This window comes from Streptomyces sp. NPDC015125, assembly GCF_043080045.1.
GTDB lineage: Bacteria > Actinomycetota > Actinomycetes > Streptomycetales > Streptomycetaceae > Streptomyces.
The window spans coordinates 149137-173470 of record NZ_JBIBVF010000014.1; the positions used below are offsets into that span (position 1 = coordinate 149137).

Annotated in this window: 24 protein-coding genes; 15 read left to right on the plus strand and 9 right to left on the minus strand. The window is 73.0% G+C overall.

The genetic code is table 11. From position 1 onward, the window contains the following. The first annotated feature begins 4 nt into the window (after positions 1–4). Positions 5–2650: a caspase family protein gene (locus ACF088_RS26480; RefSeq protein ID WP_392378308.1), complete on the plus strand. Its 2646-nt coding sequence runs from the start codon at positions 5–7 to the stop codon at positions 2648–2650. Continuing rightward, positions 2647–4038, plus strand: a complete 1392-nt coding sequence (locus tag ACF088_RS26485; RefSeq protein ID WP_392378309.1) for an extracellular solute-binding protein — start codon at positions 2647–2649, stop codon at positions 4036–4038. Before ACF088_RS26480 ends, ACF088_RS26485 begins: the two co-directional genes overlap by 4 nt. Before the next feature lie 64 nt (positions 4039–4102). On the opposite strand, the gene ACF088_RS26490 is transcribed toward ACF088_RS26485, so the two are convergent. After that, positions 4103–4351 (minus strand): hypothetical protein, encoded by a 249-nt coding sequence (locus tag ACF088_RS26490; protein ID WP_392378310.1) that lies wholly within the window; start codon positions 4349–4351, stop codon positions 4103–4105. Between the two features lie 22 nt (positions 4352–4373). Continuing rightward, on the minus strand, positions 4374–5717 hold the full coding sequence (locus ACF088_RS26495; RefSeq protein WP_392378311.1) for an inorganic phosphate transporter: 1344 nt from the start codon (positions 5715–5717) through the stop codon (positions 4374–4376). 386 nt (positions 5718–6103) lie between these two features. On the opposite strand from ACF088_RS26495, the gene ACF088_RS26500 reads away from it, so the two are divergent. The 6 genes from ACF088_RS26500 to ACF088_RS26525 all read left to right on the plus strand — a co-directional run bounded on the left by ACF088_RS26500 (position 6104) and on the right by ACF088_RS26525 (position 13166). Then, positions 6104–6760: a class II aldolase/adducin family protein gene (locus tag ACF088_RS26500; protein WP_392378312.1), complete on the plus strand. Its 657-nt coding sequence runs from the start codon at positions 6104–6106 to the stop codon at positions 6758–6760. Between the two features lie 150 nt (positions 6761–6910). Next, entirely contained in the window at positions 6911–8038 is a 1128-nt protein-coding gene (locus ACF088_RS26505; RefSeq protein WP_392378313.1) for an alpha/beta hydrolase, read from the plus strand. Between the two features lie 312 nt (positions 8039–8350). Continuing rightward, positions 8351–9790, plus strand: coding sequence for a hypothetical protein (locus ACF088_RS26510; protein ID WP_392378314.1), 1440 nt, complete (start codon positions 8351–8353; stop codon positions 9788–9790). Between the two features lie 327 nt (positions 9791–10117). After that, positions 10118–11716 (plus strand): ribosomal protection-like ABC-F family protein, encoded by a 1599-nt coding sequence (gene abc-f / locus ACF088_RS26515; RefSeq protein ID WP_392378315.1) that lies wholly within the window; start codon positions 10118–10120, stop codon positions 11714–11716. A gap of 335 nt (positions 11717–12051) precedes the next feature. After that, complete coding sequence (locus ACF088_RS26520) at positions 12052–12273, plus strand: helix-turn-helix domain-containing protein (RefSeq protein ID WP_006606369.1); 222 nt, start codon at positions 12052–12054, stop codon at positions 12271–12273. Positions 12274–12386: 113 nt separating this feature from the next. Continuing rightward, positions 12387–13166: an enoyl-CoA hydratase/isomerase family protein gene (locus ACF088_RS26525; protein WP_392378316.1), complete on the plus strand. Its 780-nt coding sequence runs from the start codon at positions 12387–12389 to the stop codon at positions 13164–13166. Between the two features lie 50 nt (positions 13167–13216). On the opposite strand, the gene ACF088_RS26530 is transcribed toward ACF088_RS26525, so the two are convergent. Further along, positions 13217–13942, minus strand: coding sequence for a hypothetical protein (locus ACF088_RS26530; RefSeq protein ID WP_392378317.1), 726 nt, complete (start codon positions 13940–13942; stop codon positions 13217–13219). A 254-nt stretch (positions 13943–14196) separates the two neighbouring features. Here ACF088_RS26530 and ACF088_RS26535 point away from each other — a divergent pair, with 254 nt between their 5' ends. From ACF088_RS26535 to amaP, 5 genes are read left to right on the plus strand one after another with little or no spacing between them, the layout of a single operon-like run. Continuing rightward, positions 14197–14658, plus strand: coding sequence for an Asp23/Gls24 family envelope stress response protein (locus ACF088_RS26535; protein WP_392378318.1), 462 nt, complete (start codon positions 14197–14199; stop codon positions 14656–14658). Between the two features lie 36 nt (positions 14659–14694). Continuing rightward, positions 14695–14892 carry a hypothetical protein gene (locus ACF088_RS26540; RefSeq protein WP_392378319.1) on the plus strand — a complete coding sequence of 66 codons (198 nt, stop codon included), beginning with the start codon at positions 14695–14697 and terminating at the stop codon, positions 14890–14892. Positions 14893–14898: 6 nt separating this feature from the next. Next, entirely contained in the window at positions 14899–15291 is a 393-nt protein-coding gene (locus ACF088_RS26545) for a hypothetical protein (protein WP_392378320.1), read from the plus strand. Then, positions 15288–15953 carry a DUF6286 domain-containing protein gene (locus ACF088_RS26550; RefSeq protein ID WP_392378321.1) on the plus strand — a complete coding sequence of 222 codons (666 nt, stop codon included), beginning with the start codon at positions 15288–15290 and terminating at the stop codon, positions 15951–15953. The genes ACF088_RS26545 and ACF088_RS26550 overlap by 4 nt, the downstream gene beginning before the upstream one ends. A 7-nt stretch (positions 15954–15960) precedes the next feature. Next, positions 15961–16566 (plus strand): alkaline shock response membrane anchor protein AmaP, encoded by a 606-nt coding sequence (amaP, locus tag ACF088_RS26555; protein WP_392378322.1) that lies wholly within the window; start codon positions 15961–15963, stop codon positions 16564–16566. 55 nt (positions 16567–16621) lie between these two features. Here amaP and ACF088_RS26560 read toward each other — a convergent pair whose 3' ends face one another. The 6 genes from ACF088_RS26560 to ACF088_RS26585 all read right to left on the minus strand — a co-directional run bounded on the left by ACF088_RS26560 (position 16622) and on the right by ACF088_RS26585 (position 22570). Further along, the gene (locus ACF088_RS26560; RefSeq protein WP_392378323.1) at positions 16622–17377 is read right to left on the minus strand and encodes an SDR family oxidoreductase; all 756 of its coding nucleotides are present in this window, start codon (positions 17375–17377) and stop codon (positions 16622–16624) included. A 4-nt stretch (positions 17378–17381) separates the two neighbouring features. Beyond that, on the minus strand, positions 17382–19199 hold the full coding sequence (locus tag ACF088_RS26565; RefSeq protein ID WP_392378324.1) for a glycoside hydrolase family 15 protein: 1818 nt from the start codon (positions 19197–19199) through the stop codon (positions 17382–17384). 54 nt (positions 19200–19253) lie between these two features. Beyond that, the gene (locus ACF088_RS26570) at positions 19254–20081 is read right to left on the minus strand and encodes an SURF1 family protein (protein WP_392378325.1); all 828 of its coding nucleotides are present in this window, start codon (positions 20079–20081) and stop codon (positions 19254–19256) included. A gap of 223 nt (positions 20082–20304) precedes the next feature. Continuing rightward, positions 20305–20538, minus strand: a complete 234-nt coding sequence (locus ACF088_RS26575; RefSeq protein WP_030087516.1) for a hypothetical protein — start codon at positions 20536–20538, stop codon at positions 20305–20307. Positions 20539–20601: 63 nt separating this feature from the next. Then, positions 20602–21645: a DEDDh family exonuclease gene (locus ACF088_RS26580; RefSeq protein ID WP_392378326.1), complete on the minus strand. Its 1044-nt coding sequence runs from the start codon at positions 21643–21645 to the stop codon at positions 20602–20604. Between the two features lie 220 nt (positions 21646–21865). Then, a complete protein-coding gene (locus ACF088_RS26585; protein WP_392378328.1) occupies positions 21866–22570 on the minus strand; it encodes a Type 1 glutamine amidotransferase-like domain-containing protein in 705 nt (234 codons plus the stop codon). Between the two features lie 132 nt (positions 22571–22702). Here ACF088_RS26585 and ACF088_RS26590 point away from each other — a divergent pair, with 132 nt between their 5' ends. Both ACF088_RS26590 and ACF088_RS26595 read left to right on the plus strand, forming a co-directional pair. After that, positions 22703–23614 carry a sterol desaturase family protein gene (locus tag ACF088_RS26590; RefSeq protein WP_392378329.1) on the plus strand — a complete coding sequence of 304 codons (912 nt, stop codon included), beginning with the start codon at positions 22703–22705 and terminating at the stop codon, positions 23612–23614. After that, a complete protein-coding gene (locus tag ACF088_RS26595; RefSeq protein ID WP_392378330.1) occupies positions 23611–24327 on the plus strand; it encodes a lysoplasmalogenase in 717 nt (238 codons plus the stop codon). The genes ACF088_RS26590 and ACF088_RS26595 overlap by 4 nt, the downstream gene beginning before the upstream one ends. Positions 24328–24334: the final 7 nt, after the last annotated feature.

Genomic DNA, 24334 nt, shown 5'->3' on the forward strand with positions numbered 1-24334 from the left:
CCGGATGTCCGAATACGACGCACGGGGCAAGGTCAACCGGGCGCTGCTGATCGGCGTCGACGACTACCGCACGCTGCGCCCGCTGCCCGCGGTGAAGGACAACGTCCGGAAGCTGGAGCAGGCCCTGCTCGCCCCCGGCGTCGATCTGTTCACCAAGGGCGAGGTCGTCACCTGCCGGCCCCAGGAGCCCTGGGAGGTGGAACAGGCGCTGGACACCGTCGTCCAGGAGGCGCGCGGGCTGCTGTTGGTGTACTTCTCCGGCCACGGCCGGGTGGCCAGCGACGGCGGCAATCTGCACCTCATGGTCGGCGCCTCGGAACGGCGTCACAAGACCGTCTCCTGGCAGCACACGGTGCTGTCCTATCTGGACAACGCACGGGCCGACCGCATCGTGATCGTCCTGGAGTGCTGTTACGCGGGCAATGCGAGCGAGGCCTTCCACTCCTGCCGCAACCCCACCTCGCTGCTGATGGCCGCGCAGCCCAACCGCCGGATCTTCAGCGGCGAGGAACCCACCGGGGGCAGTGTCTTCAACCGCGCCCTGGTCCGGACCCTGGAACGGGGCATTCCCGGCAAACGGTTCGTCACCTTCGAGGACCTCGTCCGGGCCCTGCAGGAACAACTGGCCGGTGAGCGGACCCCGATGGGCGACGTCTGGGAGCCGCGCTCGGCGAAGCAGAACACCGTCGACGACGTCATCCTGTCCTTCGCCACCCCCGAGGCCCGCCCGCCGACCCCGCTGCGGATCCGCTTACGCCGCCGGCTGAAGTCGTCCTTCCGGCACTGGCCCCGACTCCGGCACTGGCCCCGACTCCTGCTGATCCTGGCGATCATCTTCGTACCGGCCATCACGGGCATCGTCCTGCTCCGGCTCCCGCACGGCGAGGCGCCCTGTCCGCCCGCCCTCGAACTGCGGCTGCTCACCGCCCCCGAGGCCGAACCCGCGCTGCGCCGGGCCGCCTTCGACTACGAGATGTCCGAGACCAACACCCGGCCCCTCAACGGCGAGAGCGACCTCCCCGACGGCTGCCGCCGCGCCCAGATCACCGTCTACTCCGCCGCCCGCGACCAGGTCGACCAGGGCTTCGCCGCCGCCGAGCGCTGGCAGGGCGAGGCCCTGGGGACCGGGAGGGCCCGGCCGGCCGACAAGGGCATCGACCCCCTCAACCGGCCCGGACCACAGCCCGACATCTGGATCCCCGAGTCCACCGCCGACTACTACGAGGCCCGCCGCGGTATGCCCGCCACGGGCTCCCCGGCGACCCTGCACTACAGCGCCCCCGTCGCCTACACCCCCCTGGTCGTCGGCATCCCGGAGAACCGGCGGCCGGCCGACGTCGATCCGGCCCACGCCTCCTGGCCCGAGTTGCTCGACCGGACCGACGGCGCCCACCACGACCTCAGACTCCTGCGGCCCAGCCCGGTGCTGTCCGGCACCGGGCTGCTGCACACCATCGGCCTCTACCTCGCCCACGACGGCCCGGGCAGCACCTCGACGGGAGCGCCCGACCTCACCCTCGCCCGGCAGGCCGAGGAGCGGCTCTCCGCCCCGGGCAGCCAGTACGCGGGCAGCACCGAACTGCTGTGTTCGCTGCGGCCCGACACCGACAGCGACGCCGCCGGCTTCGTCGACCGCACGAAGTCCGCGCCCCTGGTATCGGAGAAGTCCCTCGCCGACTACAACCTCGGCCACGCCATCGGCAGTTGCCCGGCCCGCCCGTCCGCGCTCCCGTTCCGCAACCGCTACCTCGCCTACTACCCCGAGAACGTCCCCGCGCTCGACCACCCCCTGGTCCGCGTCGACTGGCAGGGCGCCACGGACGCCACCGTGCGAAAGGCCGCCGTGGCGCGCTTCGCCGGCTGGCTGCGCGACCCCGACGGCGGGCAGCGCACCCTCACCGCGCAGGGCTACCGCGGGGTGCGGGAGGCGAGCCCCCCACCGGGCTCACCGCTGCGGGACAGCCGCGCGGACGTCGACCCCGTCGGACGGATCGTGCCCTTCACCGCCGGCCCGGAGCAGGTCTCCCAGGTGCTGGACGGCTACGACAAGGCACAGAAGTCCAGCCAGGTGCTGATCCTCATGGACACCTCCACCTCCATGGCGGACGGCGGCAAGCTCCCGGTCGCCCTGAGCGCCGCCGGACGCGCCCTGGAGATGGCCGGCCCGCGCCATACCTACGGCCTGTGGGCCTTCCCGGACCGCGCGCACCCCGCCGACGCCGACGCGGTGCGCGAGCTCGTCCCGCCGGGCAGCGCCGACCCGGCCCCGGGCAAGGCGGCGCTGGACCGGATCGCCGGCGGCGAACTGGTCGAGCACGGCGCCGCGATGGAGGAGGCGCTGACCCGCGCCCTGCGCACGATGAAGAAGTCCCCGGCCGCCAACAAGGCCATCGTGCTCCTGCTCGACCAGGACGACGGCGCGGGCCGGCGTGCGGCGAGCGTGGAGCGGACGCTCAGCACCCTCGTCGAGGAGAAACCCGAAGTGCCCATCCTGGCGCTGGTGATGGGCCAGTCCGGCTGTGACACCTTCGCCTTCCGGCAGCTGGCCGGCGCCTCGCACGGACAGTGCGTGCCCGCCGGCCCGCAGGCCGTCGACACGCTGGCCGGCCGGATCGCCTCCATCGGCACGGCCGCCCAGGGGGACCGATGACCGCTGTGCGCACCACCGCGCCCGCCGTCCTGTTGTGTCTGCTGCTGACGCTGGCGGTGAGCGGCTGTACGCCGGGGGAGCAGGACGTCCCGGAGAAGGGCGCGATCGTCTTCGCCACCGGCCGCGACCTCAGCAGCTCCGGCATCCGCCAGGACCTGATCCACGCCTGGGAGAAGGAGCACGGCCGCACGGTCCGGATCGTCGAACTCCCCGACACCGCCGACGGCCAGCGCAGCCAGCTGCTGGCGGCGGGCCAGTCCGGCAACGGCGGGTACGACGTGCTCAACCTCGATGTGGCCTGGACCGCGGAGTTCGCCGAGGCGGGCGTGATCCGCCCCTGGCCCGCGAGCCTGGACGGGGATTTCCTCGGCAGTGTGGCCAAGACCGTGGAGTACGACGGCAAGGTGTGGGGGGTGCCCTTCAACACCGACGCCGGGCTGCTCTACTACCGCAAGGACATCCTGCGCGCGTACCACCACGGCGCCCCGTCGGACTGGGGCGAACTGAAGGACGTGGCGATCGAGGTGGCAAAGGACTACAACCACAAGGCGGCCCGGGACGCCGCCGCCGGCAAGAAGAAGCGGCCCACGATGTACGGCATGGTCGCCCAGCTGCGGCCCTACGAGGGGCTGACCGTCAACACCCTGGAGTCGGCCTGGGCCCACGGCGGCGACCCGGAGGCCACCAGCTTCACCAAGGGCGAGCAGGTCGGCGCGCTGCAACTGGGCGTCGCGGAGCTGAAGAACCGGCTCGATTCGATCATGCCGCACGAGGCCACGGCCATGGACGAGACGGAGAGCCGCCGCTGGTTCGCCGACGGCCGCGCGCTGTTCATGCGCAACTGGCCGGTCGAGTACGCCTCGGTCGCCGAGAAACTCACGCCGGGCAAGGAGTTCGACGTCACCCAGCTGCCCGCCCGCCCCAGCGACGGCAAACGGATGTCCGTGCTGGGCGGGCAGAACCTCGCGATCTCCGCGGGCAGCAAGCGGCCGGCCGGCGCCCGGTCCCTGATCGAGGCGCTGACCGGTGCGGGCAGCGAACGCTGTCTGCTGGAGCGGGGATTCGCGGCCACCCGCGACTCGGCGTACCGGGACGGGCCCACGGCGCCGCGCTGCCCGCTGCCGCCCCGCGATGCGGAGCGCGGCGTCCCGGGAGCGCCGGAGCCGCGCCCCGACCCCCGCACCCTGCACGAGGCGCTGCTGGCGGCCGAACCGCGCCCGCGCAGCGCCCACTACCAGACCTTCAGCAAGGTCGTTCAGCTCGGGGTGTCCGCCTTCCTCAACGGCCGCGGCGGCACGGCCATCGCCGACCAGTTGGCCCGGGAGGCCGATGACGCGCTCGGCGGACGGGGCACACCGGCAACGAAGCGCCCGGCGGACGACGGCTGATGCCGTGGTCCGCCGGGCGCCTTGCGCTGTCCGCTGCCGCGGCCCGCTGCCGTCCCCGGTGGGGTCAGGCGGCGACGATCAGATAGATGCCATAGGCCACCGCCGCCGCGCACAGGGCGAAGGCGGCCACCGCGCCGGCCCGCGCCCCCGCACCCGGTGCGGCGACCGTGGCTGCGGCTGCTGCTGCGGCGCCTTCCGGCTGCGGCTTGCGGGACGTACCGACGATGCCGACGGTGAACAGGCCCACGATCCCGACCGTCACCGCGAGGGTGACGCCGAAGACCTGGCCGAGAGCTGCCCAGTCGATGCTCATGGAGTTCCTTACGTGATGACAGCTAGCGGGAGGCCGTCGCGGTCTTGGCGCGCCGGGCGGGTGTCGTGGGGGTGTCGGCGCCGGATGCCCGGGCCGGAATCCCGGCGGTCTCCGGGGCGTCGGCCGGCTGGGCGTCGGCCACCGGGACATCGGTCACCGGGACATCGGTCACCGGGACATCGGTCACCGGGGCCGGCTGGCCCGCCGGGGGAGGGGAGACGGTGCGCAGCGCGGCGGTCACCACGCCCACCGGCTCCGCGGGCGCGCCTTCGTTGACATTGGTGTGGTCGATCGGCTTGCGCCGGGAGGCGGCCCAGATCGCGCCGCAGATGCCCAGGGCGAGGACGGCCACCGCGGCCACGCCCCAGCTGCCCTGGTCGGCGAGGAACGCGGCGCCCGCCGCGACCAGACCCGCGGCCGGCAGCGTCAGGCCCCAGGCCAGGACCATCCGGCCGGCCGTGGACCAGCGCACCACGCCGCCCTTGCGCCCCAGTCCCGAGCCCATCACGGAACCGGAGCAGACCTGGGTGGTGGAGAGCGCGAAGCCGAGGTGGGAGGAGGCCAGGATGGTGGCCGCCGCGCCGGTCTGGGCGGCGAAGCCCTGCGGCGGCTGGATGTCGGTGATGCCCTTGCCCATCGTGCGGATGATCCGCCAGCCGCCCAGGTAGGTACCGAGGGCAATGGCGAGACCGGCCGAGGCGATGACCCACAGCGGCGGGTCGGCGTGCGGGGCGACCACACCGCCGGTGATCAGCGCGAGGGTGATCACACCCATCGTCTTCTGGGCGTCGTTGGTGCCGTGGGCGAGGGAGACCAGGGCGGCGGAGGCGATCTGCCCCGCGCGGTAGCCCTTGGCGGTGTCCGCCTCGTCGCGGTTGCGGGTCAGCCGGTAGGTGAGCCGGGTCGCCGCCATCGCGGCCAGGCCGGCGACGATCGGGGCGGCCACCGCCGGGATCAGGACCTTCATCACGACGGCGTCGCCGTGCACCCCGTTGGTGCCGACGGACACCAGGGTGGCGCCGATGAGACCGCCGAAGAGAGCGTGGGAGGAGCTGGAGGGGAGCCCCGCGAGCCAGGTCAGCAGGTTCCAGACGATCGCGCCGACCAGGCCGGCGAAGATCACTTCAGGTCTGATGCCGGCGCTCTCGTCGATGATCCCGCCGGAGATGGTCTTGGCCACCTCCACGGACAGGAAGGCACCGACGAGGTTGAGCCCTGCCGACATCGCCACCGCGGTCTTGGGTCGCAATGCCCCGGTGGAGATGGTGGTGGCCATTGCATTGGCCGTGTCGTGGAAGCCGTTCGTAAAGTCGAACACCAAGGCCGTGACGATCACGATCCCGATGAGAAGCGTGATGTGTTCCATTCACCCAGGCAATCAGTTCGAAGGTCAGTGACGTTGGGACCGTACGGAGAACGGATGAACGGAAAGTGAACTGGGACGGGCGCGGTGATGACGCCCCCGCAGTGTTCATACGGAGGAATCCCCCGCGTCACTTCCGCCTCATCCGTTGGCGAACTTGATGAGCTGTGCCGGCGAGCCGTTCCCATGATGGCGTCGCGCGCAGACTCCTCGATGACATTAACGGAGAACCAATGCAAGGTGACCTGTCTCCGGCCAAACTCTGACAGAGGGACAGATATCCCTATATGGCGGATACCGGCCGGGTAGGACCCGTCGTACTCTGCCCCGGCCTGCTCGTACGGTGTCGCGCACACATCCGTCACTCGCCGCACCGCGCCGGAGGACCCATGAAGGACCGCGCCGACCGCCTCGCCGAAGCCTGGGGCGAACTGGTCGCCACCGCCCGCAGAACCGTCACCGACGGCCTGGTCGTCGGTACCTCGGGCAATGTCTCGCGCCGCATCAAGGACCTGGTCCTGGTCACCCCCAGCGGCGTCCCGTACGACCGGCTCGGGCCGGGCGACACCACCGCGGTCGACCTCGAAGGGCGCCAGATCATCGGCACGCTCCGGCCGACCAGCGAACTCCCGATGCATCTGGCGGTCTACCGCAGCACCACGGCCACCGCCGTGGTCCACACCCACGCCCCGTACGCCACCGCCGTCTCCACCCTCGTCCCCGAACTCCCGCCGGTCCACTACATGACCGCGGCACTGGGCGGTCCCGTACGCGTCGCCCCCTATGCCCTGTACGGCAGCGACGAGCTCGCCGCGAACATGCTCGACGCGCTCCGCGACCGCACCGGCTGTCTGCTGCAGAACCACGGCACCCTCACCCACGGCGACAGCCTCGACCAGGCGCTGGACCGCACCGCCCAGCTGGAGTGGATGTGCCGGGTCTGGCTGACCGCGAGCTCCGTGCCGGGGCACACGCCGAACCTGCTGTCGGCCGGGCAGCTCGACGCGGCCGCCGCACAGCTGCGGGGCTACGGCAGGCAGGGCTGAGCACCCGTCGTGGACGGCGGCGCGGCACCCGGCCGCCGTCCCCCGGCCGCCGTCCCCCGGTCGCCGTCCCCCCTTGGTCACCGTCCCCCTCGGTCACCCGCCCGGCAGCGCCAAGTGGCCGCGCCCGGCGCCGCTGCGCACACTGAACAGGTGCGCCTGGTTACCGCGGCGGCCGTGGCCGCCACCACCGTGATCGGTGCCGGGGCGGCCGCCGTGGCGGTCGGCCGGTACGCCGGCGACATTGCCCTGAAACCGTCGCCCGACGACCCCTTCCCGGGCGACTCCCGTCTCACCGTGCACTCCGCCACCGAGAACCGCATCGCCCTCACCCGCAGTCTGGCGACCCTGCGGCCCGGCACCTACGGGCTCACCGGCTCCGGCTGTCACGCGGTGGTCGGCGATGTGATCCACGGCGTGCCGCACCCCGCCGACGCGGTCGTACGGCGCCTGGTGCGGGTCACCCACGGCACCCTCAAGCCGGGCAACCGGATGCGGCTCACCCCGCAGGTGCACCTCGGCAACCCCCGTGACGCCCTCGGCCTGGACTGCGCCGATGTCGACGTCCCCGGTGAACTCGGCGCCCTCCCGGCGTGGTTCCTCCCCGGCGTACGCGACACCTGGATCATCACCGCCCACGGACTGGGCACCACCCGCGAACACCCCATGGTGGTGATGCCGTTCCTGCACCGCCACCGGCTGCCCGTCCTCGACCTGGCCTACCGCAACGACGTCGGCGCCCCGCGCACCGCCGACGGCCTCAGCCACCTCGGCGACACCGAATGGCGCGACCTCGACGCCGCGATCCGCTACGCGGTCCGCTACGGCGCCCAGGACATCGTCCTCTACGGCTGGTCCACCGGCGCGACCATGGCACTGCGCGCCGCCGCCCACTCCGCACTGCGGGCCCGGATCAGCGGCCTGGTCCTGGACTCCCCGGTCCTCGACCGGGGCGCCACCATCCGGGCGCTGGCCGCCGCCCGGCGGGTCCCGCGGGTCCTGCTGCCGCTGGTCGTACGCGCCGCCGAGGGCGCCACGGGGATGCCCGTCGACCGGCCGGCCGATGCCGTCGACCCGGACGGGCTGAACGTCCCGATCCTGCTCTTCCACGGGCCCGACGACCTCATCGCCCCCTGGACGGCCTCCCGTTCCCTCGCCGCCCGCCGCGCCGATCTGGTCACCTTCCAGCCGGTCCCGCACGCACCGCACGCCGCGATGTGGAACGCCGACCCGCCGGGCTACGAGGAGGCACTGCGGCGCTTCCTCACCCCGCTCATGTGACACCTCTGCACCGGCGGCCCCGGTCCGGCGGCCCCGCCCCGGTGCGCAAGCCGGGCACGTGTCCCCGCCTGTCCCGCTGCCCCCCGCCTGTCCTGCTGCGCCCTGCCGCGCCCGCTGCCCCCCGCCGCGGCCACTTGCCCCGCCCTCCGGGTCCGCCGACGCCCCCGCCGGGAGCCGGCGCCCGGTGACGCCCGGGCATACGGGGCGACAACTCCCCCCATCAGGGACGGGCCGGCAAGATGACATGGCCCCGGCAGGTCGCAGGCAGGGTTCCGATTGGGCTTTCGGGCCGACAGCGGGAACACTGCTCCTGTGACGTCCCGTACCCCGCGCGACTCCCGGCTCCGCATCGTCCCCCGTCAACCGGTTGCGGCCGCCCGCCGGGCGGTGACAACCCGGACCAAGCGTCCGGCGCCCCGCCCGCCCGAGGGCACGCCGCCGCCCGCGGAACTGGCCCGGCAGGCCCGCACCGTACTGGCCGGCGCGGCCCGCCTCGCCCGCTGGGCCGACGGCGCCGCGTTGCGCGCCGGCCCGGACGGGGCGCTGCCGAAGGCCGCGGCGCAACGCGCCGCCGAAGCCCTGGGTCTGACGCCGCAGCAGGTCCGCACCGACTGGGACCGGGCCCGGCTCGCCGGTCTCGTCGAGCTCCATGACGGCCTCGCCCGCCCCGGCTGGCGGCTGCGTGCCTGGGACCGCGACGACACGGCCGTGCTGCGCGGCTGGGTCGCGCTCTTCGACGCCTGGTCGCTGGCCCGCCCCGCGCCGGCCACCGCCGGCCCCACGATAGTCGCCGAAGTCGTCGAGGCGCTGCCGCAGTTGCTGTCCCTGCTGCACCTGTCGGCCGGGCCCGTCCGGCTGCCGGTGCTGCTCGACATGCTGGACCAGCGCGTCGCCGAGCTGCGTACCGAACGCTGCGAGGTCCCCTACGGCCAGGACCCGGCCCCGGGCAGCGCCGACCATGCCGCGGTGGCGGCCGACGACGCCGCGGGGGCGTCGCTGGCCGAGCTGCTGGGCTGGGCGCTGGACGCCCTGCTGACCGTCGGCGCGCTGGTGGCGCCGGACGGTGCGCACGACGGTGTCCACGAGGCTTTCCACGACGCGTCCGAGGCGCAGCTGACGCCGCTCGGCAACTGGTCGGTGTGGGTCAAGCTGGAGCAGATCTGCGTCGCCGCGCAGAGCCCGGCCGGCCATATCGAGCAGTCGGCGGAGGCGATGCTGCGCGGCTGTGCCCGGCTCACCCCCGGGCCGGCCCGTGCCGAATACCGCGCCTGGCTCGCCGCCCGCTCGGTCGGTGCGGCCGTCGAGGAGCTGCTGACCGTGGCCCGTGGCGAGGACGCGCTGCTGCGCGGCCTCGCCTTCGAGGCGCTGCGCGCGGTCGGCGCCCCGGCCGAGCCCGCCGTACGCGCCGCGGCCGACGAACCGGGCCTGCGTCCGTACGCCCTGCTGTGGCTGGTCGAGCACGAGGGCGGCGACCCGGAGACCGCACCCGATGTGCTCACCCGTGAGGAGTCGACCTGGCTGTGGGTGGACACCGCGGCGGCCGTCGCCGACCACGGCGAGACCCAACTGCTGGTGCGGCACCTCGACTCGGCGGTCCAGGGCTCGGTGCCGCGCCTCCTGGAGGAGGTGCGCGCCATTGGGCACCCCCGCACCGTCCAGGTGCTGGTGGCGCTGGCCGCGGCCCACCCCGACCCGGCACTCGCCAAGGCCGTCCGGCGCGCGGCGTTCCAGGTCCACACGGGCGGCGCCTGAGCCCCGTGGCGGGCGGCCGGCGACGTCGGCTCCGTGGCGCGGGCCGGGACTCCGTACTGAGACCTGCCTCACAGTCTCGCGGCGGGTCCTGACCAGGCATCCGCCCGCCCGCCGCAGCTCGGCGCGCCCCGCCCCGGGCCGGGGCGCACGGCAGGCCCGGCGGGGCACCGCGCAGGGGCGGCGCCTGCGCCCGCGGCCCGGAAAAGTATTTGCACACGGCCGTTAGACTGCCTCCCATGGCAGTTCTCCCCCGGGTTCATTAGACGGCGCAGCCCGCTCTCGGACCGTCCGTCCATTCCGCCGTCTTCCTGCCCTGGAGTCTTTTCCGTGATCACCGCCTCCGGCCTCGAGCTGCGCGCCGGCGCCCGCATCCTCATCGAGTCCGCTTCCTTCCGTATCGCCAAGGGTGACCGCATCGGCCTGGTCGGCCGTAACGGCGCCGGCAAGACCACCCTCACCAAGGTGTTGGCGGGCGAGGGGATCCCCGCCTCCGGCACGGTCACCCGCTCCGGCGACGTCGGCTACCTGCCGCAGGACCCGCGCACCGGCGACCTGGACGTGCTGGCCCGCGACCGCATCCTGTCCGCCCGCGATCTCGACAGCGTGCTGCGCAAGATGCGCGAGAACGAGGACCGGATGGCCAACGGCAAGGGCGCCACCCGCGACAAGGCGATGAAGAAGTACGAGCGCCTGGAGACCGAGTTCCTGACCAAGGGCGGGTACGCCGCCGAGGCGGAGGCCGCGACCATCGCCGCCAGCCTCGGCCTGCCCGACCGCATCCTCGGCCAGCCGCTGCACACCCTCTCCGGCGGTCAGCGCCGCCGCGTCGAGCTGGCCCGGATCCTGTTCTCGGACTCCGACACCCTGCTGCTCGACGAGCCCACCAACCACCTCGACGCCGACTCCATCGTCTGGCTCCGCGACTACCTCAAGACCTACCGCGGCGGCTTCATCGTCATCTCGCACGATGTCGACCTGGTCGAGACCGTCGTCAACAAGGTCTTCTATCTGGACGCCAACCGCTCCCAGATCGACATCTACAACATGGGCTGGAAGCTCTACCAGCAGCAGCGCGAGGCCGACGAGAAGCGCCGCAAGCGCGAGCGGCAGAACGCCGAGAAGAAGGCCGCCGCGCTCAACACCCAGGCCGACAAGATGCGGGCCAAGGCCACCAAGACCGTCGCCGCCCAGAACATGGCCAAGCGCGCCGACAAGCTGCTCGCCGGCCTGGAGGCGGTGCGCGCCTCCGACAAGGTCGCCAAGCTGCGCTTCCCGGACCCGGCGCCGTGCGGCAAGACCCCGCTCACCGCCGAGGGCCTGTCGAAGTCCTACGGCTCCCTGGAGATCTTCACCGATGTCGACCTGGCCATCGACAAGGGCTCCCGGGTCGTCATCCTCGGTCTGAACGGTGCCGGCAAGACCACCCTGCTGCGGCTGCTGGCCGGCGTCGAGACACCGGACACCGGCGAGGTCCGCCCCGGGCACGGTCTCAAGCTCGGCTACTACGCCCAGGAGCACGAGACCCTGGACCCGGACCGCACGGTCCTGGAGAACATGCGCTCGGCCGCCCCGGACATGGACCTGGTCGCCATCCGCAAGACGCTGGGTTCCTTCCTCTTCTCCGGCGACGACGTCGACAAGCCCGCCGGGGTGCTCTCCGGCGGCGAGAAGACCCGGCTCGCCCTGGCGACGCTGGTCGTCTCCTCCGCCAATGTCCTGCTCCTCGACGAGCCCACCAACAACCTCGACCCGGCCAGCCGCGAGGAGATCCTCGGCGCGCTGCACACCTTCACGGGCGCGGTGGTCCTGGTGTCGCACGACGAGGGAGCGGTGGACGCGCTGGAGCCGGAACGCATCATCCTGCTGCCCGACGGTGTCGAGGATCTGTGGGGCCAGGACTACGCGGACCTGGTCGCGCTGGCCTGATCACGGCGTATGGATCATGCCGTATGGATCATTCGGCCGATGTGTGATCCATCATCTGAGTGAGAACGGCTCGTACACCGGCGAGTCTGCGGCATCCGGCCGGGTCCTTGGGGCCCGGCCGTCACCATTTCGGCGGCATACCGCCTGACCTGCCCGTTCTCGCACAAAGCCGGGGACGGGCGGCCTTCTGTAGAGGCGGAATGAGGCATTCCGGTCCGCATGAGCGGCCGCCGGGCGGCAAAGGATGTCGTACTGACCCTGCGGAATGGGTGGCCAGGAAGCCGGGGAGGGGTGATCATGAGAGTCCAGAGCGCACTTCCCACGAGGAGGCACGGGTGGCCGAGACTCTGAAGAAGGGCAGCCGGGTAACCGGCGCCGCGCGCGAGAAGCTCGCGGCAGACCTGAAGAAGAAGTACGACTCCGGTGCGAGCATCCGGGCGCTGGCCGAGGAAACCGGCCGCTCCTACGGATTCGTGCACCGGATGCTCAGCGAATCCGGTGTGGTCCTGCGCGGTCGAGGCGGAGCCACAAGGGGCAAGAAGGCCGCATCGGCCTGACGGCTGCGACTCCGGGAGCAACGGTGTCCCCCCGGTCGACCGAACAGTCGACCGGGAGGTTACCGTTCAGTCACTTACGCACGCAGGTGCGGCCGGCTGACTCGGAGGCGCTCATGACTCTGCTCGACAAGGACGGTGTGCGACTCACCGTTGACGGTGCGATCGCCACGGTGACCCTCGCCAACGCAGCGAAGCGCAATGCGCAGTCGCCGGCCATGTGGCGGGCGCTCGCCGAGGCGGGTTCGCTGCTGCCGGGAAACGTGCGGATCGCGGTGCTCCGTGGTGAGGGCCAGTCCTTCTCCGCGGGCCTCGACCGTCAGGCGTTCACGCCCGAAGGCTTCGACGGCGAGCCGTCGTTCATCGATCTGGCGCGCGGCTCGGACAGCGAGCTGGATGCCACGATCGCCGAGTACCAGGAAGCGTTCACCTGGTGGCGGCGCAACGACCTGGTGTCCATCGCCGCCGTGCAGGGCCATGCCATCGGCGCGGGCTTCCAGCTCGCCCTGGCCTGCGATCTGCGGGTGGTCGCGCCCGACGTCCAGTTCGCCATGCGCGAGACCAGCCTGGGACTCGTACCGGACCTGACCGGTACCCACCCCCTGGTCGGGCTGGTGGGCTACGCCCGCGCGCTGGAGATCTGCGCCACGGGCCGCTTTGTGCATGCCGAGGAGGCCGAGCGGATCGGCCTCGCCAACCTCGTGGTGCCCGCGGACGAACTCGATGCCACGGTGACCGACCTGGCCGCCGCGCTCACCGCCCCGCCGCGGGACGCCGTCATCGAGACCAAGGCCCTGCTGGCCGGCGCCGCGGGCCGTACGTACGAGGAGCAGCGCACCGCCGAACGGGCCGCGCAGGCGCGCCGGCTGCGTGACCTCGCAGGCGTGGGGGAGTAGCCCCGCCGCACCCCTTCCGCGACGGGCGTACCGACCGGCCGGGGCGCCCGTCAGCTCTGTTCCACGGCGGTGACCAGCACGGCAACCGTCGACGGCGCCGCCGGTGCGGCGGCCACCGCCTGCCGTACGGCGCACGAGACATCCAGGGCCCGGTAGCCGGGCGCGGTCGCCAGCTGGATCAGCACATGGCCATCGGTGCACCGCACCGGACGGGACGCCCCGCCGAGCACCGCTTCCAGCCGGGCCACGCCCGGCACGCCCCGCGCGACGGCACTGATCCCCGCCGGGCCCTCCTGCGCCGCACCGGTCCCCTCATCCGGCACAGGAGTGGCACGGGGACCTTGCGTACGGGCGGCGGGCGGCGGTGACGGTACCTCGCCCTCGTCCAGCAGCCCGCTGACCTGCAGATCCACCACACCTACCACCAGCCCCAGCTCCCGGACCGAGGCCTCCAGCAGCGCGGTGCGCACCTGGTCGGCGACGGTGGTCAGCGGCCGGTCGGCGACCGTGGCGAAATCCGCCTCGATCCGCAGCGGGCCGGGTGGCAGCGCGCTCGGCGGGGCCGGCACCACGGGCCGGGGGGCCCGGGCGGCGTCGGCGACGGACAGCCGCAGCACGCCGAGGTGCACACCGGCCGGCGTCCCGGCGGCCGCCCGCAACACCCCGGCTGCCGCCTGCTCGGTGATCCACGATCCGTCCGCGGGCCCGCCGAGCGGCAGCACCCGGCCGATCCCGAGCGCTACCCGCACCGCCTGTGCCCACTGGTTCGCGGCCACCGCGTCACCCCTTTCCCGGCAAGTCCCCGGACCTGTTCCGGACACGTCCCGCACCACTCCACCAGCCTGCCGCAGACCGGCCCGTACGGCCCGTACGGCAGGGCGGTGTGCCGGGCGGTCGCCGTGCGGAGCACTCCGCTGCCACATCCCCGGAGCGGACCGGGAGATGCGGACCTACTGTGGACAGCGGAGCGGGCGGACCGCTTCTCCTCGCGGAAGCAGACCGCTTCTCCTCGCGGAAAGGGACCACGGCGATGAGCGAGAGCCAGCAGCATGCAGAGGGGCCCCGGACTCCTGCCAAACGGGGTGGCGGCGACCCCGCGACCCGTGGGCGGACCACCATCGCCGACGGGGTGGTGGAGAAGATCGCCGGACTGGCGGCCCGGGACGTCCTCGGCGTGCATGCCATGGGCAGCGGCTTCGCCCGTACGCTCGGCGCGGTACGCGACCGGGTGCCCGGTGGCGGCAGGTCCGCGACCGCGACCCGCGGGGTCAAGGCCGAGGTCGGCGAGGTGCAGACCGCGCTGGACCTGGAGATCGTGGTCGACTACGGCGTTGCCATCGCCGAGGTCGCGCGCTCCGTCCGGGAGAACGTCATCTCCGCCGTGGAGCGGATGACGGGCCTGGAGGTCGTCGAGGTCAATATCGCGGTCAGCGACGTCAAGCTGCCCGACGAGGAAGACGAAGATGAGGGACCGGAGCAGCGGCTCCAATAGCCGGGCCCGTCCGGAGGGGTAGCGAAGGAGCGCACGATGAGCATGGCAGTGGTCGGCCTCTTGGCCGGTATGGCGCTGGGCTTCGCCGGATACTTCGGCGGTTTCGGCGCCTTCGTGCTGGTGGCGGCGCTGGGCGCCGTCGGCTTCGTGGTCGGCAGATTCCTGGAAGGGGATCTGCAGGCCGGTGAATTCTTCCGTCCGCGCAGCAGCGACCGCTACGAGCGGCGGCGGTGAGGCCGGGTGGCGACGGTGTCCCAGGCCACCGCTGCCGCCGGCGTGGCGGCGGGCGAGCGGGGCGCGACCAGCATCGCGGACCGGGTGGTGGCGAAGATCGCCGCACAGGCGGCCCGGGAGGCGCTGCGCCGGCAGTCGCCGCCGGCCCGCACGGACGCGCAGGCGACGGTGACCGTGCACCGGCGCGATGACCGCCGGCACTTCGGCGAGGCACGGGTGCGGATCGCCGTGGAGCTGGGCTACCCCTCCGACATCGGCGCCCAGTGCCGGGTGGTACGCCGTCACGTCACCGAGCGGGTCAAGGCGTTGGCGAGCATGGAGGTGCCCGAGGTCGCCGTGGAGGTCGAGCGGCTGCACTCCCCGCTGGAGGAGCGTACGGGCCGCGGGAGGGTGCGATGAGCGACGACGCGGAGCAGCCGGACACCCGGCGGATGCCCACGCTCGACAAGACGCCCGACGCCGCGGACGGCCGGAGCGAGTCCGCCTCGGACGCGGCCGCGACGGACGGGGCGGACGACGGCCGCACCGGGCGCTTCTGGTCGGCCCGCCGGATTCCGGCCGCGGTGGTCGCGCTGGTGCTGCTGGCCGCCGCCGGGCTGCTGCTCTACGACGTGGTCGCGGTGCGCGCCCACCACCCCGCGATGGCCTGGCGCCGGTGGCTCGCCCGCGAACTGGCCACCCGTCACCTCGACACCCCCTGGGTGCTGGCCGCCGCCGCTCTCGCGGTGGTGCTCGGCAGCTGGCTGATCGTGCTGGCGCTCACCCCCGGACTGCGCCAGGTGCTGCCGATGCGGCCGACGGCGCCGGACATCCGGGCCGGACTGGACCGGGCGGCCGCCGCGCTGGTGCTGCGCGACCGCGCCATGGAGGTCGCCGGCGTCCAGTCCGTACGGATGAAGGTCGGCCGCCGTAAGGCCAAGGCGCACGCCGTCTCGCACTTCCGCGGGCTGGACGAGGTCCGCGCCGACCTCGACATCGCGCTGGGCGAGGGCCTGCGGCAGCTGGGGCTGGCGCACCGGCTCGGCCTGACCGTGCGCGTCCGGCGCCCGAAGAAGGGATGAGGAAGCGATGCGCAGGGTCGGCAGAGCGATCAACCGGGTACTGCTCGGTCTGTCCGGTGCGGTGCTGTTCGGCGCCGGCGGTGCGGTGCTGTTCGGCGGTCTCGGCCTGCCCGCGAAGTGGCAGCTGCGGCTGCCGGCCGGCTGGCCCTGGTCCCGGCCGGACGAGGTGCTGCTCCCGGCGCACGCCCGCACCCGCTGGAGTGGCCAGGGCTGGTTCTGGCCCGCCGTGATCGCCGCCCTGGCCGTCTTCGTGCTGCTGATGCTGTGGTGGCTGCTGTCCCAGCTACGGCGGCACCGGCTGAACGAGATCCTCGTCGACAGCGGCGACGGCGAGGGCGCCACACTGCGCGCCCGGGCGCTGGAGGGCGTGCTCGCGGCCGAAACGGAGTCGCTGGAAGGCGTCGACCGGGCCGGGGTACTGCTGACCGGCCGCCGGAGCGAACCGCGGGTCCGGGCCCTGCTGTCCCTCGCCCCGCACGCCGACCCGGGGACCGTGGTCCGTCGCCTGTCGGACGAGGCGGTGGCCCACGCCCGCCGCTCGGCCGGGCTCGACCGGCTGCCGGGAGACGTCCGGCTGCGCGCGGTCAAGCACCGGCCCGAGCGGGTCAGTTAGGGCGCCTCTTGCCAAGCGCCCCGGCCCGGCCGCCCGGCCGCGCGGGGGGCTCCCGTCAGAAGCCGTGCCGGGCCCCGCCGTCCACCGGCACCATCACCCCGGTGACATACGACGCGGCCGGCGACAGCAGGAACGCCGCGGCCCGGCCGAACTCCTCCGGTGTGCCGTAGCGGCCCAGCGGGATCGCCGCGGAGTTACGGGCGCGGCTGCCCTCCGGGTCACCGGAGAGCGCGTCGAGCTGGGTCATCCGGTCGGTGGCGATCCGGCCGGGCAGTACGCCGAGGACCCGGATGCCGCGCGGGCCCAGCTCGACCGAGAGCGACTTGGCGAAGCCGGCGAGGCCGGGGCGGAGCCCGTTGGAGACGGTCAGCCCGGGGATCGGCTCATGCACCGAGCCGGACAGCACAAAGCCGATCACGCCGCCCTCCGCCAGCTCGGCGGCGGCCGTGCGGGCCAGCCGTACCGCGCCGAGGAAGACCGACTCGAAGGCCTGCTGCCACTGGTCGTCGGTGTTGTCGAGGGCGCCGCCGGGCGGCGGGCCGCCCACGCTGATGAGCACGCCGTCCAGGCGGCCGAAGCGTTCCCGGGCCGTGGCCACCAGGCGGCCGGGGGCCTCCGGGTCGGCGTTGTCGGCCGCCACCCCCAGGGCGCGTTCGCCGAGCGTGGCGGCGGCCGCGGCCGCGCTCTCCTCGGTGCGTCCGGTCAGCACGACGTTGGCGCCGTCGGCGACCAGTTCACGGGCGGTGGCGAAGCCGAGGCCGCGGGTCGCCCCGGTGACGAGGTACGTCCGGTCGGTGAGTCCAAGATCCATGGCCCTAGTCTGCCCCTGCCCCCTCCTGCAGTCCGAAGGCGGTCCCCACCAGGCCGATATGGCTGAACGCCTGCGGATAGTTGCCCAGCTGGCGGCCGGCCGCCGGGTCGTACTCCTCGGAGAGCAGCCCCACATCGTTGCGCAGGTCCAGCAGCCGCTCGAACATCTCCCGGGCCTCGTGCCGCCGTCCGCTCATCCGCAGCGCGTCGACGAGCCAGAACGAGCAGGCCAGGAAGGCGCCCTCGTCGCCCGGCAGCCCGTCGACCGAGCCGCCCTCGGTGCTGTAGCGGCGTACCAGACCGAGGGGGGTACCTTCCATGCGGTCGGGGCAAGGGGGGAAGGTCAGCTCCCGGCGCACCGTGTCGATGGTGCCGGAGACCCGCGGGTCGTCACCCGGCAGAAAGCCGACCCGGGGGATCAGCAGGGTCGCCGCATCCAGTTCCGCCGATCCGTAGAACTGGGTGAAGGTGCCGCGGTCGGCGTCATAGCCGTGCTCGCACACCTCCCGGTGCACCTCGTCGCGCATCGCCCGCCAGCGGTCGACGTCCCCGCCCAGCTTCGGATTGGCCTCCAGCGCCCGCACCACCCGGTCGGCCGCCACCCAGGCCATGACCTTGGAGTGCACAAAGTGCCGGCGCGGCCCGCGGATCTCCCACAGCCCCTCGTCGGGGTCGCGCCAGGCGGACTCCAGGTAGTCGACCAGCGCGCGCTGGATGCTCCAGGCGTGCGGCTCCGACGGCAGCCCGGCCGCGCGCGCGATGTGGAAGGAGTCGAGCACCTCGCCGTAGACGTCGAGCTGACGCTGTTCGACGGCGGCGTTGCCGATGCGTACGGGCACGGAGTCGGCGTATCCGGACAGCCACGGCAGCTCGGACTCCGGCAGCCGCCGCTCACCGGCCAGCCCGTACATGATCTGCAGATCGTCGGGGGCGCCGGCCACCGCGCGCAGCAGCCAGTCCCGCCAGGCGCCGGCCTCCTCCAGATATCCGGCAGAGAGCAGGGAGTTCAGGGTGAGGCTGGCGTCGCGCAGCCAGCAGTAGCGGTAGTCCCAGTTGCGTACGCCGCCCAGCTCCTCGGGCAGCGAGGTGGTGGGGGCCGCGACGATGCCGCCGGTGGGCGCATAGGTGAGCGCCTTGAGGGTGATCAGCGAGCGCATCACGGCCTCGCGGTAGGGGCCCTGGTAGCGGCAGCGCGCGGACCAGGTGTGCCAGTCGTCCAGGGTGTCCTGGAGCGCCTCGAACGGGTCGATCCGGACCGGCCGGGGCTCGTGCGAGGGGTGCCAGGTCAGCACGAATGCGGTGCGTTCGCCCGCGGTGACGGTGAAGTCCGAGCGGGTGCTGAAGTCCTTGCCGTAGGTGCTGCTTCGGTGCGGGGTGCGCAGCCATACCGAGTCCGGCCCGGCGACCGCGACCCGGGAGCCCTCGGTGGCCCGCACCCAGGGCACCACCCGGCCGTAGTCGAACCGCAGTCGCAGCACCCCCCGCATCTCGACGCTGCCGCTCAGGCCCTCGACGATCCGTACGACATCGGGCTGACGGTCGCGCTGCGGCATGAAGTCGATGACCCGGACGCTGCCCGTGGGGGTCTCCCACACCGTGTCGAGGATCAGTGAATCACCGCGGTACGAGCGCTCCGCGCGGGCCTCGGAGGAGCGGGGGGACAGCCGCCAGTGGCCGTTGTCCTTGTGGCCCAGGAGCGCGGCGAAGCAGGCCCCGGAGTCGAAGCGGGGCAGGCACAGCCAGTCGATGGAGCCGTCGCGGCCGACGAGTGCGGCGGTCTGCAGATCGCCGATGAGCGCATAGTCCTCGATATGTGGGTGCACCCAGCGCCTTTTCCCGCGCACCGGGTGCGCCACGCGCTGTGGCGGCTGTACGGGCTACGGTGTGGCCGGCACCGGCGCCGTGTCGTCGGCCTCAGGGGCCGGTTCGGCCTCTGCCGCCGCCTCCTTGGCGGCGGCCTCCAGCCGGTCGCGGCGCTCACGGCGGACCAGGATCACCCAGCCGACCGGCACCGCCGCCGCGAACAGCCACCACTGGACCGCATACGCCATGTGCGGCCCGATGGAGTCGTGGTCCGGCTCGGGGACCAGCTCCGGCTTGCCGCCGGGCGGCTTGGGCCCGGTCTGTTCGATATAGCCGCCGAGCAGCGGCCGGCCGACCCGCTGCGCCTGCTCCTTGCTGTTGATCAGCATGATCTGGCGGGCGGGCAGGCCCCTGGTGTCCTTGATACCGCTGACGGCGGTGGTCTCGTCGGCCATGATCCGGCCGGTCACGGTGATCTTGCCCTGGGGGGCGGCCGGGACGTCCGGGAACCGGGTGAGGTCGTTGCCCGCCGAGATCCAGCCGCGGTTGACCAGCACGGCCCTGCCGTCGCCGAGGACCAGCGGGGTCAGCACGTAGTAGCCGATGCTCTGCTCGTCGGCGGCGGTGCGCTGACGGACCACGACCTCGTGCGCGGTGTCGTAGGTGCCGGTGGCGGTGACCGTGCGCCACATGTCGTCGTGGGGCAGGTCCCGGCCGGGCGCGGTCAGCTGGGTGACCGGGACCGGCCTGGCGGCCAGGCTGCTCGCGATCAGCTGGTTCTGCGCCACCTTGTGCTCATGGCGGTGGAGCTGCCAGAAGCCCAGCTTGATCATGACGGGGATCAGCACAAGAGCCACGAGGGTGAGGATCACCCACTGCCGGGACAACAGGAAGCGGTACACGGCTTCGACGGTACCCGGACCGCCGAAGCCCCCGAGCCGGGGGTCCCCGGTAGCGGCCGGGGGGAGGGGCCGGCCGGGCGGCCGCCCGGACCGGTCCGGACCGGTCCGGACGGGCCCTTCGGACCAGACCCGGTGCCGTCGGATCCGGTGCCGTCGGACCAGGTGGCATCAGACCCAGGTGGTACCGGGCGGGTCGGGCGGGACCGGGCGGGATCGGGCGGGATCAGACCCGGTCGACGATGCCCACCCTCCCGTCCGACCGGGCGCAGTGCGCACCGCAGTACCACTGCCCGTCGGCTTCCACGCCCTGGCCGATGATCTGGCACCGGCAGTGCTCACAGATCGGCGCCATGCGGTGGATGGCGCAGGCGAAACAGTCGAAGACGTGCACCGCGCCCTGCGCGTGCACCTCGAATGTCATGCCGTATTCGTTTCCGCAGACCTCACAACGTGCCATGCGCCACAGGGTGCGGGCGGCACCCCTGCGGGGCGAGGTGCCGGCGGGTGTGTTGGACGGGCTTCACCCGGACGCAGGCGCCGAGCCCGCCGGCTCGACATCCTGCAGCAGCTGCATGAAGGCCGCCTCATCGATCACGACCGTGCCGTACGAGGCGGCCTTGGCCGTCTTGGAGGTCCGGGCGTCGGGGTCGTTGGTCACCAGCAGGCTGGTCAGCCGGGACAGGCTCGTGGCGACATGGAGCCCGGCCTCGATGGCCCGGTCCTCCAGCAGCTCGCGGTCCACGGAGGTGTCGCCGGAGAAGGCGACCCGCATTCCCTGGACGAGCCGGCCACCCGCTTCGTAGCGCCCCGGGTTGGGGTACGGGCACGCCGGGCGCTTACGGGAGGGCCGCCAGGACGTGGGGCGGTACGCCGAGGCGGTGGCGTGCTGCCGGGGTGCGGGGGTGTCCGACCACTCCGTCAGCGCCTGACAGCTCATCAGCGGCAGGCGCAGATTCTCCTGTGCGGCCCGCCGCAAACCGGGACGGAACGCCTCGGCCAGCACCCGGGCGTCGTCCAGCGCATGGTGGGCGCGCTCCTGCACCACGCCGTAATGCGCGGCGAGGGATTCCAGCTTGTGATTGGGCAGCGGGAGCCGCAGCTCCTTGGACAGGGCGATGGTGCACAGCCGCTGCTGGACCGGTGCCGTCGCCGCGGCGCGGGCGTACTCGCGGGCGATCATCGACCAGTCGAACATGGCGTTGTGCGCGACCAGTACGCGGTCCGCCAGGCGCCGGGACAGCTCCGGGACGATCTCCGGGAAGAGCGGGGCATCGGCCAGCACGGCGCTGGTCAGGCCGTGGATCCAGACCGGCCCCGGGTCCCGCTGCGGGTTGACGAGGGTGTACCAGTGGTCCTGGACCTCGCCCTGTGCGTCGAGTTGGTACACCGCGGCGGAGATGATCCGGTCGTCGCGGGCCAGGCCCGTGGTCTCGACGTCGACCACCGCGTATCCCTGGGGATATGCGGACGGCCAGGGAGCCGGCGGCGTCTGCGGGCCCGGCTGCTGCCCGATCTTCGGCGCGATCGGGTCGGCTGCTGCCATGCGGTCTTCGAGCATGGTCATTGAGGATACGGGCCACCACTGACAGCCACCGAACCGGCGTGGCGCGCACGGGGCAGTCGCCCACCCCACGCGCCGCGGGCCCGCTCTGCGGACGGACGACGGGAGGTCGGCGACACCCCCTGGTCCACCCCCGGGCCACCCCCTGGTCGACACCCCGGTCCACCCCTGTTCCCGCAACCGGTAACGGAGTTGACGGCGGGCCGGAGGCCGGTCACCGGGGTCACGCCCCCAGGAGCCGCGCCGTCTGTGCCACTTCCTCCGGCGAGCCGTCCCCGCCGACGCTCACCCGGTGGAGCGTGGCGCCCGGTCTGCGGGTGACGACGTCCACGAGGCGGCCGTCGGCGAACACCCCGGCGGCGCCGTCGTCGACCGCCCAACCTCCGGGCAGTGAGCGGTCGTTGACCGCTGCGAGATAGCCGGGTCTGCGCTCCGGTTCGCCGTCGTAGTGCGGGCACAGGCTGCCCGGCAGCAGTCCCAGCCCGTCGGACAGCGGCACGGGCGGGCCGAAGGAGTCGGAGAACGCGCTCTCGAACCAGCAGCAGGCCCCGGCGCTGATGCCGCACAGCAGCACCCCTGCCGCGTACGCCTCGCGCAGGACCGCGTCCAGACCGTGCACCCGCCAGACGGCAAGCATGTTGGCGGTGTTGCCGCCACCGACGTAGACGATGTCCTGGTCGAGGACGAATGACCGCAGATCGGTCACGGTGCGCCGGAACAGCTCCACATGGCTCGGTTCGCACCCGCGCGCGGCGAACGCCGCGTGGAACCCCTCGATGTACCCCGGCGCGTCACCGCTGGCGGTCGGCAGGAAGCAGACCTTGGGACGGGGCCGCCCGGCGGTCTCCAGCAGGAAGTCGTCCAGCAGGGTGTCGGGATCGTCGGAGAAGCCGCCGCCGAGCAGGGCGATGGTGGGTGTGCGGGTCATGGGACCTCGATTCCGGTCGTGGTGGGGACCTGCCGCCGGGGTGTCGTCGCGGCGCAGCTGACGGCACGTCTTACATACTTCTCAGTAACAACCCCTAGCGGCGCCGTCGTCCACACCTTTATGGTGCGGTGCATGCCGCACCTGCCCGATGTCCTGTTGTGGTCCATACCGGCCTTCGTCCTGCTCGCCGTGATCGAGATGGTGAGCTACCGCCTCCATCCCGACGAGGAGGCGGAGGGCTACGAGGCCAAGGACGCCGCCACCAGCGTCGGCATGGGCCTGGGCAGCCTCGTGTTCGACACACTGTGGAAGATCCCCATCGTGGCGATCTACGCCGCGGTCTACGAACTCACCCCGCTGCGGATACCCGTGCTGTGGTGGACGCTGCCCCTGATGCTGCTCGCCCAGGACTTCTTCTACTACTGGTCGCACCGCGGCCACCACGTCATCCGCGTCCTGTGGGCCTGCCACGTGGTGCACCACTCCAGCGAGAAGTTCAACCTCACCACCGCCCTGCGCCAGCCCTGGACGACCTGGACCGTCTGGCCCTTCTACGTCCCGATGATCGCCCTCGGCGTCCATCCGGCCGTGATCGCCTTCACCTCCGGCGCCAACCTCGTCTACCAGTTCTGGGTGCACACCGAGCGGATCGGCAAACTGCCCCGGCCCTTCGAGTTCGTGCTCAACACCCCCTCCCACCACCGGGTCCACCACGCCTCGCAGGGCGGCTACCTGGACCGTAACTTCGGCGGGATCCTGATCATCTGGGACCGGATGTTCGGCTCGTTCGTGGCCGAAACCGAGCGGCCGGTCTACGGACTCACCAAGGACATCAAGACCTTCAACCCGCTGCGGGTGGCCACCCATGAGTACGCCGCCATCGCGCGCGACATACGGGCCGCGGACAGCTGGCGCGAGCGCGCCGGGCGGGTGTTCCGCGGGCCGGGCTGGCAGCCGGCCTGGCGGGCCGCCGCGGGTCAGGCCCCGACGGCCGGCCGGCCGGAGGCCGAGGCGCGCGCCTCCGTCGGGGAGTCGGCCGCATGAGGGCACGCCGGCCGCGGGCCGTCCGGCCCCTGCTGTGGGCCTTCGCCGCACTGGCCGTCGTGCACCTGGGAGCGCTGCTCGGCGGTGTCACGGCCGCCGGGCAGATCACCAAACCCGCGCTGATGCCGGTGCTCGCCGCCTATGTACTGGCGCGCGGCGGTCCCCCGCTGCTCGCCGGTGCGCTGCTGTGCGGCTGCGGCGGGGACACCTTCCTCCAGATCGGCGGGGACGTCGCCTTCCTGGTGGGGATGGGCTCGTTCGCCGCCGGACACGTCTGCTATCTGCTGCTGTTCGCCCGGCACGGAGCGGCGCCGGAGGCCGGACGGCGGGGGCGGACGGTCGCCGCCGCCGCTGCGTATGCCGCGCTGCTCGCCGGCACGGTGGTGCTCCTGTGGCCGGACCTCCCGGCCGATCTGCGGATCCCGGTCGCCGGCTACAGCCTGCTGCTCACCGCGATGGCGTTCGGCGGGCTCCGGGCGGGCCCCTGGGCGGCCGTCGGCGGGCTGCTCTTCCTGCTCTCCGACACCCTGATCGCGACCGGCATCGCCCACTGGCCGCAGCTGCCGGCCCCGCAGTTCTGCATCATGTTCACCTATCTCGCGGCCCAGTACGCGCTGGCCGGCGGGGTGCTGCGCGCGGCCGGCACCGCTCCCCGGCCCGCAGCGGAGACCGGTGAAGCGCGGGCGGGGGTGGCCGGACGCACCGCCGCTTGAGTCTCCC

Coding starts and splice junctions, on each gene's coding strand:
- ACF088_RS26480 (WP_392378308.1), top strand. CDS start 5: ATGTCCGAATACGACGCACGGGGCAAGGTCAACCGGGCGCTGCTGATC.
- ACF088_RS26485 (WP_392378309.1), top strand. CDS start 2,647: ATGACCGCTGTGCGCACCACCGCGCCCGCCGTCCTGTTGTGTCTGCTG.
- ACF088_RS26490 (WP_392378310.1), bottom strand. CDS start 4,351: ATGAGCATCGACTGGGCAGCTCTCGGCCAGGTCTTCGGCGTCACCCTC.
- ACF088_RS26495 (WP_392378311.1), bottom strand. CDS start 5,717: ATGGAACACATCACGCTTCTCATCGGGATCGTGATCGTCACGGCCTTG.
- ACF088_RS26500 (WP_392378312.1), top strand. CDS start 6,104: ATGAAGGACCGCGCCGACCGCCTCGCCGAAGCCTGGGGCGAACTGGTC.
- ACF088_RS26525 (WP_392378316.1), top strand. CDS start 12,387: ATGACTCTGCTCGACAAGGACGGTGTGCGACTCACCGTTGACGGTGCG.
- ACF088_RS26535 (WP_392378318.1), top strand. CDS start 14,197: ATGAGCGAGAGCCAGCAGCATGCAGAGGGGCCCCGGACTCCTGCCAAA.
- ACF088_RS26540 (WP_392378319.1), top strand. CDS start 14,695: ATGAGCATGGCAGTGGTCGGCCTCTTGGCCGGTATGGCGCTGGGCTTC.
- ACF088_RS26550 (WP_392378321.1), top strand. CDS start 15,288: ATGAGCGACGACGCGGAGCAGCCGGACACCCGGCGGATGCCCACGCTC.
- amaP (WP_392378322.1), top strand. CDS start 15,961: ATGCGCAGGGTCGGCAGAGCGATCAACCGGGTACTGCTCGGTCTGTCC.
- ACF088_RS26560 (WP_392378323.1), bottom strand. CDS start 17,377: ATGGATCTTGGACTCACCGACCGGACGTACCTCGTCACCGGGGCGACC.
- ACF088_RS26575 (WP_030087516.1), bottom strand. CDS start 20,538: ATGGCACGTTGTGAGGTCTGCGGAAACGAATACGGCATGACATTCGAG.
- ACF088_RS26580 (WP_392378326.1), bottom strand. CDS start 21,645: ATGACCATGCTCGAAGACCGCATGGCAGCAGCCGACCCGATCGCGCCG.
- ACF088_RS26585 (WP_392378328.1), bottom strand. CDS start 22,570: ATGACCCGCACACCCACCATCGCCCTGCTCGGCGGCGGCTTCTCCGAC.
- ACF088_RS26590 (WP_392378329.1), top strand. CDS start 22,703: ATGCCGCACCTGCCCGATGTCCTGTTGTGGTCCATACCGGCCTTCGTC.
- ACF088_RS26595 (WP_392378330.1), top strand. CDS start 23,611: ATGAGGGCACGCCGGCCGCGGGCCGTCCGGCCCCTGCTGTGGGCCTTC.